Here is a 13,785-nt window from a genome sequence, read left to right on the forward strand (position 1 = left end):
AACCCCCCCCGCTGCCCCCCCCCCACACCCCCCCCGCCCCCCACCCACCACCCCACAGCCCCCGCGCCCGCTCCAACCCCCCCCCCCCCCCCCCTCTCTCGTGCCTGTCGCGGCTGTGGGCTACTTCACGACCGTCAGCGGGAGCAGCTTCTTGCCCGTCGGGCCGATCTGGATGTGGGTGTCCATCTGCGGGCAGACGCCGCAGTCGAAGCACGGGGTCCAGCGGCAGTCCTCGACCTCGGTCTCGTCGAGGGCGTCCTGCCAGTCCTCCCAGAGCCAGTCCTTGTCGAGACCGGAGTCCAGGTGGTCCCAGGGCAGGACCTCCTCGTAGGTGCGCTCGCGGGTCGTGTACCAGGCCACGTCGACGCCCACCGAGGGCAGCGTCTTCTCGGCGCAGGCCATCCAGCGGTCGTACGAGAAGTGCTCGCGCCAGCCGTCGAAACGGCCACCGTCCTCGTAGACCGCGCGGATGACCGCGCCGAGGCGGCGGTCGCCGCGGGAGAGGAGTCCCTCGACGATGCCGGGCTTGCCGTCGTGGTAGCGGAAGCCGATCGAGCGGCCGTACTTCTTGTCGCCGCGGATCTTGTCGCGGAGCTTCCGCAGGCGCTCGTCGGTCTCCTCGGCGGAGAGCTGCGGGGCCCACTGGAAGGGGGTGTGCGGCTTGGGGACGAAACCGCCGATGGAGACGGTGCAGCGGATGTCGTTCTGACCGGAGACCTTGCGGCCCTCGGCGATCACGTTCATCGCCATGTCGGCGATCTGGAGGACGTCCTCGTCGGTCTCCGTCGGCAGGCCGCACATGAAGTACAGCTTCACCTGGCGCCAGCCGTTGCCGTACGCGGTGGAGACGGTCCGGATGAGGTCCTCCTCCGAGACCATCTTGTTGATGACCTTGCGCATGCGCTCGGAGCCGCCCTCGGGGGCGAAGGTGAGGCCGGAGCGGCGTCCGTTCCTCGTCAGCTCGTTGGCCAGGTCGACGTTGAAGGCGTCCACGCGGGTCGACGGGAGGGACAGGCCCACCTTGTCGTCCGTGTAGCGGTCCGCGAGGCCCTTGGCGATCTCACCGATCTCGGAGTGGTCCGCCGAGGAGAGCGAGAGGAGACCGACCTCCTCGAAGCCCGTCGCCTTGAGGCCCTTCTCGACCATTTCGCCGATGCCGGTGATGCTTCGCTCCCGCACGGGGCGCGTGATCATGCCGGCCTGACAGAAACGGCAGCCGCGGGTGCAGCCGCGGAAGATCTCGACGGACATGCGCTCGTGGACGGTCTCCGCGAGCGGCACGAGGGGCTGCTTGGGGTACGGCCACTCGTCGAGGTCCATGACGGTGTGCTTGGAGACGCGCCACGGCACACCGGACCTGTTGGGCACGACACGGCCGATGCGGCCGTCCGGCAGGTACTCGACGTCGTAGAAGCGCGGGATGTAGACCGCGCCGGTCTTCGCGAGGCGGAAGAGGACCTCCTCGCGGCCGCCCGGCCTGCCCTCGGCCTTCCACTGGCGGATGATCTCGGTCATGTCGAGGACGGCCTGCTCGCCGTCGCCGATGATCGCCGCGTCGATGAAGTCCGCGATCGGCTCGGGGTTGAAGGCCGCGTGGCCGCCCGCGAGCACGATGGGGTGGTCGACGGTCCGGTCCTTCGCCTCCAGCGGGATGCCCGCCAGGTCGAGGGCCGTGAGCATGTTCGTGTAGCCGAGCTCGGTGGAGAAGCTCAGGCCGAAGACGTCGAAGGCGCCGACGGGCCGGTGGCTGTCCACGGTGAACTGGGGGACCTGGTGCTCCCGCATCAGCTCCTCCAGGTCCGGCCAGACGCTGTAGGTGCGCTCGGCGAGGACGCCCTCGCGCTCGTTCAGCACCTCGTAAAGGATCATGACGCCCTGGTTGGGCAGGCCGACCTCGTACGCGTCCGGGTACATCAGCGCCCAGCGGACGTCGGCGGACTCCCACGGCTTGACCGTGGAGTTCAGCTCTCCACCGACGTACTGAATCGGCTTCTGCACGTGCGGGAGCAGAGCTTCGAGCTGCGGGAAGACAGACTCGGCAGCAGACATCTCGAACCTTCGTGAGCTGGCAGGGGGGCGACTCTCAAGCGTACCCCGGTGCTCAGCGGGTCAGAGCCGCCCCGAGGCCGGGATCCGAGGCACGGGCCCAGACCTCGGGGAGCTCCCGCTCCGCCGCTTCGGCGGCGGCCTCCTCACGTCCGTGGAGAAGTCCCCAGGTGAAGGCCGATTCGCCGACTCCGTGTGCCTGGAGCCCCAGCTCGCGCAGGGCCGTGCGGGCGACGACGGCGTCCTGGTGTTCGCCGAGCAGAGACTGGACGGCCTTCACCCGCTTCGACAGCCTCTTCGCGGGCTTTCCGAGGGTGGGGCGGGCCGCGTCGGCCGCGTACCGGGCGCGTTTGGCGGCTTTGCGGGCCTCGTGGAGGGCGAGGTCGCGCTCGTGGCCGGGGTCGAGCGAGAGGGCGTGCTCGATCCGGGCGGCGAGACGGCCGTGGTCCTTGCGGACGGCCCGGGCGAGGACCTTGGGGGCGTCGCGGCGGGCGGCCTTGCGCAGGGGCGGGTCGGCGAGGAGCGCGTCGAGCCGGTCGAGGAGCGCGAGGTAGCGGGCGGAGTCGAGGGCGGCGAGCGCCTGGCGCCTGGCGTGCCGGCCGCGGGCGGCGTCCCGGCGCCGGAGCCGGGCCTTGACCGGGCCGAGGACGAGCGCGTCGGGCAGCCCGTCGACGTGGGCGCGCAGCCGTTCGTCGAGGACCTCCTGGTCGCGGGCGACGCCGAGCTCTCCCGCGAGCCATTTCAGTTCCTGGCCGAGGGGGTCGGTGACCTTACGGTCGAGGACGCGCCGGTACGTCTTGAAGGCGCTGCGCATCCGGCGGCAGGCGACGCGGAGCTGGTGGACGGCGTCGGGCAGGTCGCGGCGTACGGCGGGGTCGTAGGTGACGATCGCTTCGGCCTGTTCCCGTACGTAGGCGAGGACGGCGGCCCCGGCGGTGCCGGGTTTGCCGGGGGCGGCCGGCTCCTGGGGCTCCGTGCCGGTCTCGGCGAGCGCCCTGGCCAGTTTGGACGCGGACGTGGCGGGGTGGATGCCGGCCTTCCTGAGGCGTTTCTCGACGGCGTCGAGGACGGCGGGGTCGGTGCCGTCGGCGAGTTCCACCTCGATCTCGGTCCAGGTGGCCAGGGCGCCGCCCGGCAGCCGTTCGGCGTGGACGGTGTCGACGGACAGCTCGGCGAGGAGGGTGCCGTCGTCGGCGACGAGGTGGCGGACGTCCCGCGAAGAGCCGAGCCGGACGACGGGGACGACCTCCTCGTCGCGGACCCGGGAACGCAGCAGCCCCGCCAGCTCACCCGGGAGGGTGTCGGCCAGCGGGGCCCTGATCTCGTCGCGGACGCCGGGGGCGACGGGGAACTTGACGTGCCAGCCGGCGTCGTCGCCTCCGGTGCGGCGGCGGAGGGTGAGCGCGTGGGCGGCGAGGCGCAGGTCGGCGGTGTCGTAGTAGACGGCGTCGAGTTCCATGACGCCGTGATCCGTGACCGCCGCCACTCCGGGGACCCGTGTGAGGTCCGGTAGCGGCGTCTCGCCGGTGGCTTCGTACTTCCGCTCGATCTCTCGCTTCGTCTCGGCCATACCTCGAATCTAGCGGTGGTCAGGCGGTCATGGGGCGCTGCGCCTTGATCGACTGGAGCAGTCCGACGGCCACCCAGACGGCGAACATCGACGAGCCGCCGTAGGAGACGAACGGCAGCGGCAGGCCCGCGACGGGCATGATGCCGAGGGTCATGCCGATGTTCTCGAAGGACTGGAAGGCGAACCAGGCGATGATGCCGGCCGCGACGACGGTGCCGTAGAGCTCGGTGGTCTCGCGGGCGATGCGGCAGGCGCGCCAGAGGACGACGCCGAGGAGGACGAGGATGAGTCCCGCGCCGACGAAGCCGAGCTCCTCCCCGGCGACGGTGAAGATGAAGTCGGTCTGCTGCTCGGGCACGAACTGGCCGCTGGTCTGGTGTCCCTTGAAGAGGCCCGCGCCGTACAGGCCGCCGGATCCGATGGCGATGCGGGCCTGGTTGGTGTTGTAGCCGACGCCTGCGGGGTCGAGCTCGGGGTTGGCGAAGGCGGCGAAGCGGTTGATCTGGTACTCGTCGAGCATGCCGAGGGCGGTGACGAGGACCGCGCCGCCGACGCCGGCGCCGATCAGGCCGAGGACCCAGCGGTTGGACGCGCCGGAGGCGAGCAGGACGCCGAGCACGATGACGGCCATGACCATGACGGAGCCGAGGTCGGGCATCAGCATGACGATGCCCATGGGCAGGGCGGCGAACACGAGGGCCTTGGCGACGGTGCGGTGGTCGGGGTGGAGCTGGTCGCCCGCGTCGACCTTGGCGGCGAGGATCATCGCCATGATCAGGATGATCGTGATCTTGACGAACTCGCTGGGCTGGAGGGAGAAGCCGCCGCCGATCACGATCCACGCGTGGGCGCCGTTGATGGTGGCGCCGAGCGGGGTGAGGACGGCGAGGATCAGCACGACGGAGAGGGCGTAGAGGACGGGCACGGCACCCCGGAGGGTGCGGTGGCCGAGCCAGATCGTGCCGATCATCAGGGCGAGACCGATGCCGGTGTTGAGCAGGTGGCGGAAGAGGAAGTAGTACGGGTCGCCCTGGTTGAGCTCGGTGCGGCCGCGGGTGGCGGACCAGACGAGCAGGGCACCGAGGAGGGAGAGCGTGAGCGCCGAGAGCAGCATCGGCCAGTCGAGCCGGCGCAGCACGGAGTCGCGGGCGGTGAGGCGTGCGACCGGCCCGCGGTCGGGGGCGTAGCGGGACACGGAGAAGCTCGTGCGGGTCGTCATCGTGTCAGTCCCTCAGGTGGGGCGGCGGGCCCGCGAGCGGCGGTACGGCGCCGCCGTTCTCGGCGGGATCGACCAACTGGGACGTGGGGTCGTACGGCTTGATCGCGGGGGCGTCGATGGTTCCGTCGGCGTTGATCTTCGGCAGGGTCTTCTGCGGCTTCGGCAGCAGGGCGCGCTTGAGGTCCTGCTTGCCGGCGTCGTCGAGGCCGTAGAGGGCGTCGTAGATGTTGCGGACGGCGGGTCCCGAGGCTCCGGAGCCGGTGCCGCCCTGGGAGATCGTCATGACGATCGTGAAGTCGTCGGTGTACGTCGCCAGCCACGAGGTGGTCTGCTTGCCGTAGACCTGGGCGGTTCCGGTCTTGGCCCGCATGGGGATCTTGTCCTGGGGCCAGCCGCCGAACCGCCAGGCCGCGGTGCCGCCGGGTTCGACGACGGAGCGCAGGCCCTTGTCGAGGTCGCGGATCGTCTGGGCGCCGACGGGCAGCTTGCCGTGGGGCGTGGGCTGGATCTCGCGGATCGTCTTGCCGTCGGGGCTGACGACGGCCTTGCCGACGGTGGGGTTGAAGAGGGTGCCGCCGTTGGAGATGGCCGCGTAGGCGGTGGCCATCTGGATGGGGGTGACGAGGACGTCACCCTGGCCGATGGCGAAGTTGATGCTGTCGTAGGCCTTCAGCTGGTTGCCTTCGAGGCAGCTCTCGTACGCGATCTGCTCGACGTAGCTGCCGCCCTTCTTGCCCTGCTTGCACCAGGCGTCCTTGTTGGCCTCCCAGAAGTTCTGCTTCCACTTCCGGTCGGGGATCCGTCCGGTGACCTCGTTGGGCAGGTCGATGCCGGTCTCGGAGCCGAGCCCGAAGTCGCGGGCGGTCCGGTAGAACCAGTCGTGGGCGTCCTTCTTGGGCTCCAGGCCGCCGTCGCGGTTCCACTCCTTGTGCCCGAGGGCGTAGAAGACGGTGTTGCAGGAGAACTTGAGGGCGTCGCCGAGGGAGATGGGGCCGTGCCCCTTCGACTCGAAGTTCGCGAAGCTCCGGCCGCCCATGTTGTAGGAGGCACTGCAGTTGTACTTGCCGTCGAAGGGGTAGCCGGCCCGCACGGCCGCGCTCGCCGACACCACCTTGAAGATGGAGCCGGCGGGGGCCTGGCCCTGGATGGCCCGGTTGAGCAGCGGGTAGTTGGAGCCCTTGCTGGTCATCGCCGCGTAGTCCTTGGCGGAGATGCCGCCGACCCAGGCGTTGGGGTCGTAGTCGGGCTGGGAGGCCATCGCGACGACGCGGCCGGTCTTGGTCTCCATGACGACGACGGCGCCGGCGTCGGCCTCGTACTTGCGGCCGGTGATCTTGTCGGTCTCCTTGCGGACGACCTTCATCGCCTCGTGGAGCTCGTACTCGGCGACGGCCTGGACCCGGGCGTCGATGCTGGTGATGAGGGTGGAGCCGGCTACTCCGGGGTCGGACTTCGTCTGACCCATGACACGGCCGAGGTTGTCCACCTCGTAGCGGGTCACGCCGGCCTTGCCGCGCAGCTCCTTGTCGTACGTGCGCTCGATCCCGGAGCGGCCGACCTGGTCGGAGCGGAGGAACGGCGAGTCGGTGTCCTTGGCCTTCTCGATCTCTCCGTCGGTGACGGGCGAGAGGTAGCCGAGCACCTGTGACGTGCGGGCCTTGCCGGGCGCGGGGTAGCGGCGGACGGCGGTGGGTTCGGCGGTGATGCCGGGGAAGTCCTCGGAGGCCTCACGGATGGTCAGCGCCTGCTGGGTGGTGGCCTCGTCGGTGACGGGGATCGGCTGGTAGGGCGAGCCGTTCCAGCAGGGCTTCGGCGTCTTGGAGTCGCAGAGCCGGATCTTGTTGATGACCTCGTCGGGCTTCATCTCGAGGACGCCGGCGAGCCGGGTGAGGACGGCCTTGCCCCGGTCCTTCATCTTCATCATCTCGGTGCGGGACGCGGAGACCACGAGCCGGGTCTCGTTGTCGGCGAGCGGCACGCCGCGGGCGTCCAGGATGGCGCCGCGCACGGCGGGCTGCACGACCTGCTGGATGTTGTTGCTCTTGGCCTCGTCGGCGTACTCCTTGCCCTGACGGATCTGGAGGTACCAGAGCCGGCCCCCCAGGGTCAGCAGCAGCGAGAAGACGAGGATCTGGATGACGACGAGCCGGATCTGGACCCGGGGGGTCCGCCCAGTCTCGGGGATGTTGCTCATACCGCCGGTGCCCCCTCGGTCACAGTCGCTTGACTCCCTTGATGCGTCCGGCCCGTGAGGCGCGGCTCCGGGCGGCCTTCACGCGCAGGCCGCCGCGCTGGGTGCCGATCCTCAGGCCGGTGCCGGAGGAGAGCCAGCCGGAGGCGACGTCGGTGCCGTTGCCCCCGCCGGTGTCGGCCAGTGGGTCGTTCTCCGCGCGACGGGCCAGCGCCATGATGAGCGGCACGGTGAACGGCGCGAGGAGCAGGTCGTACACGGCCGCCGTGAACAGCAGGAAGCCCAGGCCCACGTGGCGGGCGGCGGTGTCGCCGACGAGGGCGCCGACCCCCGCGTACAGGAGGGTGGAGCCGACGGCCGCCGCGACGACGACGGCCATGGGGCCGCTCGCGGACGTCAGCCGGCCGTTCTCCGGGCGGGCCAGGCCGACGAGGTAGCCGACGACGCAGAGCACGAGGGCGTAGCGGCCGGCGGCGTGGTCGGCGGGTGGGGCGAGGTCGGCGAGGAGGCCGGCGCTGAAGCCGATGAGGGCGCCGCTGACGTGTCCGTAGACGAGGGCGAGGCCGACGACGGTGAGGAGGACCAGGTCGGGGACGGCGCCGGGGAGCTGGAGGCGGGCGAGGACGGAGACCTGGACGACGAGGGCGACCACGATCAGCGTCGCGGAGAGGAGGATGCGGTTGAACTTCACGGTGTCGCGTCCCCCTGGTCCTGCGGTGACTGCTGGTTCTGGCCCTGGTCCTGTGCCTGGCCCGGCTTCTGACCCTGGTTCTGCTGGTTCGCCTGGCCGTCCGGTGGCGGTGGCGTGACCGTGACGGTGACGGTCGGCGCGGGCTTGGGCTTCGGCGGCAGGACCATGTCGCGCGGGTCGGAGGCGGGTGCCTGGACGACGACGCCGACGATGTCGAGCTTGGTGAAGCCGACGTACGGACGGACGTAGACGTTACGGGTCAGGCCGCCGCCCGCCGGGTCGACGCGGACGATCTCGCCGACCGGGACGCCGGGCACGAAGGGCTTGTCGCCGGCGGAGCCGAAGGTGACGAGCCGGTCGCCGGGCTTCACCTTGGCCTTGCCGTTGAGGAGCTGCACGAGCAGCGGCCGGTCGCCCTGGCCGGTGGCGAAGCCGAGTTCGTTCGACTTCTCCATGCGGGTGCCGACCGTGAAGTCGGGGTCGTTGGCGAGGAGGACCGTGGAGGTCGACGGGCCGACGGTGGTCACGCGGCCGACGAGTCCGGCGCCGTTGAGGACGGTCATGTCCCGCTTGACGCCGTCACGCGCGCCGATGTCGACGGTGACCGTCCAGGAGAAGCCCTGGGCGGCTCCTATGGCGATGACCTGGGCGCCCTTGATGCCGTACTGCCCGGCGCCGGCGGTCTTCAGGATGGAGTCGAGCTCGCGCAGCCGGCTGCGGTTGCGGTCGTCGCTGCCGAGCTCGGCCTTGAGTTCGGCGTTCTCCTTCTCCAGGGCGGCGATACGGGTGTGCCGCTCGCCCGAGTCCCTGACCGCGCCTATGGCGTTGCCGACGGGATCGACGGCAGCCGCCACGCCGTTCTCGACCGGCCCGAAGACCGCCGCTGCGGCCTGCCGGGCACCGTCGACGGGTGACTCCTGACCGCCGCGGATGTCCACCGTGATCAGTGCGAACGCGATGGCGATCAGCAGCACCAGGAGCAGCCGGCTCTCTCGTGTGTCCCTCACGTGCGGCGGCCGTGCCTTTCCTCGTGGTTCGGTTGTTCGGCTGTGCGGGTGAAACGGCTGTGCGGTTGTCGCGCGGTGGGGCCGTACGGGTGGTGCTAGCGGCGCGGCTGGGCGTCCAGGACCTGCTGGAGGGCCTCGAACTCCTCCACGCACTTGCCGGCGCCGAGCGCCACCGAGTCCAGCGGGTCCTCGGCGATGTGGATCGGCATCCCCGTCTCGCGGCGGAGACGCTCGTCGAGGCCGCGCAGCAGCGCGCCTCCACCCGTGAGAACGATCCCGCGGTCCATGACGTCACCGGAGAGCTCCGGCGGGCACTTGTCGAGGGTGGTCTTCACGGCGTCGACGATCGCGTTGACCGGCTCCTCGATGGCCTTGCGGACCTCGGCGGCGGAGATGACCACGGTCTTGGGGAGACCGGAGACGAGGTCGCGGCCGCGGATCTCGGTGTGCTCGTCCTTGTCGAGGTCGTACGCGGAACCGATGGTGATCTTGATCTGTTCGGCGGTGCGCTCACCGAGGAGGAGCGAGTACTCCTTCTTGATGTGCTGGATGATCGCGTTGTCCAGCTCGTCGCCGGCGACCCGGATCGACTGTGCCGTGACGATTCCTCCGAGGGAGATCACGGCGACCTCGGTGGTGCCGCCGCCGATGTCCACGACCATGTTGCCGGTGGCCTCGTGGACGGGGAGGCCCGAGCCGATGGCCGCCGCCATCGGCTCCTCGATGATGTGCACCTGGCGGGCGCCGGCCTGCGTCGACGCCTCGATGACGGCGCGGCGCTCGACTCCGGTGATGCCGGACGGCACGCAGACGACGACGCGCGGGCGGGCCAGGTAGCGGCGCTTGTGGATCTTGAGGATGAAGTAGCGGAGCATCCGCTCGGTGATCTCGAAGTCGGCGATCACGCCGTCCTTCAGAGGCCGGACGGCGACGATGTTGCCGGGGGTCCGGCCGATCATCTTCTTCGCCTCGGAACCGACCGCGAGGATCCCGCCGGTGTTGGTGTTGATGGCGACGACGGAGGGCTCGTTCAGGACGATGCCTCGACCCCTGACGTACACCAGCGTGTTGGCGGTCCCGAGGTCGACAGCCATGTCACGGCCGATGAACGACATAGAGTTCCCCTTGTTTCCCATGGCTGAGGGTGGTGCGGCGTGGAGTTTTCCATCGTAGTGCCGCCCGCCCGGATACCGCGCGGTGGTCCACCTCTGTACAGGTGACGGAAGGACGCGGCGATCCGTTCCCGCGATCGGCGTTCATATGCCTGGGGGCGACCGAAATTCCTTCGGTCGCCCCACAGGGTCCTGCGTTCGGCTGACACGGGGTCAGTACCGGTCGGCTCAGACGAGACCCGGGAAGAAGATCTTCAGCTCACGGAGGGCGGACTCCTCCGAGTCGGACGCGTGGATCAGGTTCTCCCGGACGATGGTGCCGAAGTCGCCCCGGATGGACCCGGGGGCGGCGGCGATCGGGTCGGTCGGACCGGCCAGCTGGCGGACACCCTCGATGACCCGCTCGCCCTCGACGACGAGCGCGACGACGGGGCCGGAGGACATGAAGCCCATCAGCGGCTCGTAGAAGGGCTTGCCCTTGTGCTCGCCGTAGTGCTGCTCCAGGGTCTCCTGGTCCAGCTCGCGCAGCTCCAGGGCCGCCAGGGTCCAGCCGGCCTTCCGCTCGATACGGCCGATGATCTCGCCGACCAGGCCGCGGCGGACGGCGTCGGGCTTGAGCAGGACGAGCGTGCGCTGGCTCACGGGGGAACTCCTTCGGAAATGCGGTGTGCGGGACCTCCGAGGCTACAGGCCCCGGACCCCCGTCGATTACGCAGCGTCAGGCCCTGCCGAGGCCCCGGCGGTCTGCCCCTCGGCCCAGCGTGCCTTGATGTCGTCGATCCGCCGTCCGTAGTGCACCGAGGCCCACCACAGGCCGGCGAAGACCGCGCCGAGGAAGAACATGGTCGGGACGACGAAGCCGCTGAGGACCAGGCCGATCTGCAGGGCCCAGCCGAGCTGCACCCCGCCGGGGCGGGTGACCATCCCGCACAGCAGCACCGAGAAGACCATGGCGACACCGCAGACCCACCACACGGTCGACATCGCGAGGCTGTCGTCCTTCATGGCGACGAGCCCGGCGAAGCCGATCACGAAGAACTCGCCGATGAGCGTCGACGAACAGAGCGTACGCATCCCGTTCAGCCCCTTCGCAGCAGCAGTCGGGCGTCGCCGACCGTGAAGATCGATCCGGTCACCAGCACACCCGCGCCGCCGTACTCGGCCTCTTCCTCCGCGAGGGTGATGGCCGCCTCGATGGCGTCGTCGAGCCTCGGCTCCACGACGACCCGGTCCTCGCCGAAGACCTCGACCGCGATCGCGGCGAGCGCGTCGACGTCCGTGGCCCGCGGGTTGGAGTTCGCGGTGATCACGACCTCCGCGAAGATCGGCTCGAAGGCCTCGAGGAGACCCCTGGCATCCTTGTCGCCGCTCGTGGAGACCACGCCGACGAGCCGCGAGAAGCCGAAGGCCTCGCTGATGCCCTCCGCCGTCGCCCGCGCGCCGTGCGGGTTGTGCGCCGCGTCCAGGATCACCGTCGGGGAGGAGCGGACGATCTCCAGGCGGCCGGGCGAGGCGACCTGGGCGAAGGCCCGGCGGACCGTGTCCACGTCCAGGGTCCTGGCGTGGTCGGCGCCGATGCCGAAGAAGGCCTCGACCGCCGCGAGGGCCACCACCGCGTTGTGCGCCTGGTAGGGGCCGTGCAGCGGCAGGAAGACGTTGTCGTACTCGCCGCCGAGGCCGCGCAGGGTGAGGAGCTGGCCGCCGACCGCCACCTCGCGGGAGACGATGCCGAACTCCATGCCCTCACGGGCGACGGTGGCGTCCGCCTCGACGGCCTTCTTGAGCAGGACCTGCGCCGCGTCCACCGGCTGCTGGGCCAGGATCACGGTCGCGCCCTGCTTGATGATCCCGGACTTCTCGCCGGCGATCTCGGCGGTCGTCCCGCCGAGCCGGTCGGTGTGGTCGAGGTCGATCGGGGTGACGACGGCGACGGAGGCGTCGATGACGTTCGTCGCGTCCCAGGTGCCGCCCATGCCGACCTCGACGACGGCCACGTCGACCGGGGCGTCGGCGAAGGCCGCGTACGCCATTCCGGTGAGGACCTCGAAGAAGGAGAGGCGGTACTCCTCGCGGGCGTCGACCAGCTCCACGTACGGCTTGACGTCCTGGTACGTCTCGATGAACCGCTCGGCGGAGATCGGCGCGCCGTCCAGGCTGATGCGCTCGGTGATGGTCTGCACGTGCGGCGAGGTGTACCGCCCGGTGCGCAGTTCGAAGGCGCCGAGCAGGGCCTCGATCATGCGGGCCGTCGACGTCTTGCCGTTGGTGCCGGTGATGTGGATCGAGGGGTACGCGCGCTGCGGATCGCCGAGGACGTCCATCAGAGCAGCGATCCGGGTGACCGAGGGCTCCAGTTTGGTCTCGCCCCAGCGGGTGGACAGCTCGGTCTCGACCTCGCGCAGCGCCCTGTACAGCTCCGGGTCCTCCGGCCGGCTCGGCACGGGGTCGCCCGGGGGCGCTCCGGCCTGCGTGCGCAGGGTGCGGCTGCCGGCCTCGATCACCGCCAGGTCGGGGTCACGATGGGTCTCGGCGTCGACGATGTCGTCGAACTGGTCGTCGCTCTGGTCGCTCGGCTCACTCACAGGCCCAGTCTACGGAGGGGTACCGACAGGACCGCGGACCCACCCCATTCGGGACTTTCGGTCCCAGGGGGTGCCTTGTCGATCACGCCGCGAGCCCGGCCTGATCGGCAAGCCCCCTAGCGGGCGCCGAGCCCCGTCGGCAGTGTCGCCGTCACCACATAGCCGTCGTCCTCCCGGCGGGCCTCGATCGTGCCGCCCATGCTGGTGACCCGCTCCTCCATGGAGAGCAGACCTGTGCCCGTCGAGACGGGGGCCGGGTCCGGCGGGGACTTCGGCAGCGGGTTGCGCACCTCGATCCGCAGACCGGGGCCCTCGATGGTGATCGCGACCGTCACCGGCAGGCCGGGCGCGTGTTTGGCGGCGTTCGTCAGGCACTCCCTGACGACCCTGTGGACGGCCGCCTGCCGCAGCGGCGACAGCGCCTTGGCCTCCGCTGCGACCGTCAGTTCCACGGGGCTGCCCATCCGCTCGGTCTCCCCCGCGAGCTCGGCGAGCCCCTCAAGACAGGGCGTGGCCCCGTCCCGGTCGGCGCGGCGCACGATCGTCTCGTTGAGCATGAGGTGGGCGCGCCGGGCCGTGTCCGCGAGCTCCTCGAAGTCCTTCTGGTGGGCGTCTCCCCTGGCCCGTACGGCGAGGACCTCGGCCCGTACCGCGAGGACCGTGAGCTCACGGCCGACCAGGTCGTGGACGTCCCGGCCGACGGAGATCCGCTCCTCCTGGACGGCCTGCCGGGCGGCGGCCTCGGCCCGCTGGGTCTCCAGGGCGCGGACGAGGTCGTGCCGGTAGGCGGCGATGCCGACGCCCGCGGCGAGGACGCCGATGGGGACGACCAGGCTCAGGAAGTCGCTCAGGGTGTCGCCGTGCCGGGCGGGCCAGCCGGGCGTGTGGAAGAGCGCGTAGGCCACGCCGACGTACAGCAGCGTCGCGGCGACGGCGGCCCGCCGTCCCCGGTAGCGGCCGATGGAGTACAGGGCGAACTGCACCATCGTCAGTTCGTGCAGCCAGCCGAGCAGGGCCAGGGCCACCAGGTACGGGAGCCAGGGCAGCCGGCGCCGGAGCACCAGGGTGGCCGCTCCGGCCGCGAGGACGAGGGTCGCGGTGACACCGGTGAGGGGGTTGTCGGCGCGGGCGAGCCCCGGCACGTCCAGGAGCATGAGGGCGAAGGCGCTGAGCGCGGCGACGGCGTCGAGGGCGCGGGGCGCGCCGGCCCACCGGTCCACGTGACGGCGCAGCGCGGGGACGGTGGGGAGGCGGGGCATGCCTTCCATCATCCAAGGTCCTTCGTCCCGACGCCGAGGACCTGAAGTCCCGTCTGATGTGACATCGGGCACTACGTCCCGCTTGGGGGGATACGGGAAGGGCCCGGA

Annotated in this window: 11 protein-coding genes; all 11 read right to left on the reverse strand. The window is 70.8% G+C overall.

The genetic code is table 11. From position 1 onward, the window contains the following. Positions 1–120 precede the first annotated feature (120 nt). Complete coding sequence (locus ACFVYX_RS01185; protein ID WP_389679180.1) at positions 121–2,049, reverse strand: TIGR03960 family B12-binding radical SAM protein; 1,929 nt, start codon at positions 2,047–2,049, stop codon at positions 121–123. Positions 2,050–2,101: 52 nt separating this feature from the next. Next, on the reverse strand, positions 2,102–3,616 hold the full coding sequence (locus ACFVYX_RS01190; protein ID WP_389679181.1) for a CHAD domain-containing protein: 1,515 nt from the start codon (positions 3,614–3,616) through the stop codon (positions 2,102–2,104). A gap of 19 nt (positions 3,617–3,635) precedes the next feature. Continuing rightward, positions 3,636–4,835 carry a rod shape-determining protein RodA gene (gene rodA, locus ACFVYX_RS01195; protein WP_389679182.1) on the reverse strand — a complete coding sequence of 400 codons (1,200 nt, stop codon included), beginning with the start codon at positions 4,833–4,835 and terminating at the stop codon, positions 3,636–3,638. 4 nt (positions 4,836–4,839) lie between these two features. Beyond that, positions 4,840–7,029: a penicillin-binding protein 2 gene (gene mrdA, locus ACFVYX_RS01200; protein WP_389679183.1), complete on the reverse strand. Its 2,190-nt coding sequence runs from the start codon at positions 7,027–7,029 to the stop codon at positions 4,840–4,842. A 19-nt stretch (positions 7,030–7,048) separates the two neighbouring features. Continuing rightward, a complete protein-coding gene (gene mreD, locus ACFVYX_RS01205) occupies positions 7,049–7,717 on the reverse strand; it encodes a rod shape-determining protein MreD (RefSeq protein WP_389679184.1) in 669 nt (222 codons plus the stop codon). Continuing rightward, a complete protein-coding gene (gene mreC / locus ACFVYX_RS01210) occupies positions 7,714–8,724 on the reverse strand; it encodes a rod shape-determining protein MreC (protein WP_389679185.1) in 1,011 nt (336 codons plus the stop codon). The genes mreD and mreC overlap by 4 nt, the downstream gene beginning before the upstream one ends. Positions 8,725–8,819: 95 nt before the next feature. Then, complete coding sequence (locus tag ACFVYX_RS01215) at positions 8,820–9,839, reverse strand: rod shape-determining protein (protein WP_317873392.1); 1,020 nt, start codon at positions 9,837–9,839, stop codon at positions 8,820–8,822. 225 nt (positions 9,840–10,064) lie between these two features. Beyond that, complete coding sequence (gene ndk, locus ACFVYX_RS01220) at positions 10,065–10,478, reverse strand: nucleoside-diphosphate kinase (protein ID WP_121830245.1); 414 nt, start codon at positions 10,476–10,478, stop codon at positions 10,065–10,067. A gap of 66 nt (positions 10,479–10,544) precedes the next feature. Further along, positions 10,545–10,910 (reverse strand): DUF4233 domain-containing protein, encoded by a 366-nt coding sequence (locus tag ACFVYX_RS01225; RefSeq protein WP_389679186.1) that lies wholly within the window; start codon positions 10,908–10,910, stop codon positions 10,545–10,547. Between the two features lie 5 nt (positions 10,911–10,915). Beyond that, complete coding sequence (locus ACFVYX_RS01230; protein ID WP_389679187.1) at positions 10,916–12,418, reverse strand: bifunctional folylpolyglutamate synthase/dihydrofolate synthase; 1,503 nt, start codon at positions 12,416–12,418, stop codon at positions 10,916–10,918. A gap of 116 nt (positions 12,419–12,534) precedes the next feature. Then, a complete protein-coding gene (locus tag ACFVYX_RS01235) occupies positions 12,535–13,677 on the reverse strand; it encodes a sensor histidine kinase (protein ID WP_389679188.1) in 1,143 nt (380 codons plus the stop codon). Between the last annotated feature and the right edge of the window lie 108 nt (positions 13,678–13,785).

The organism is Streptomyces sp. NPDC058326, assembly GCF_042879855.1.
GTDB lineage: Bacteria > Actinomycetota > Actinomycetes > Streptomycetales > Streptomycetaceae > Streptomyces.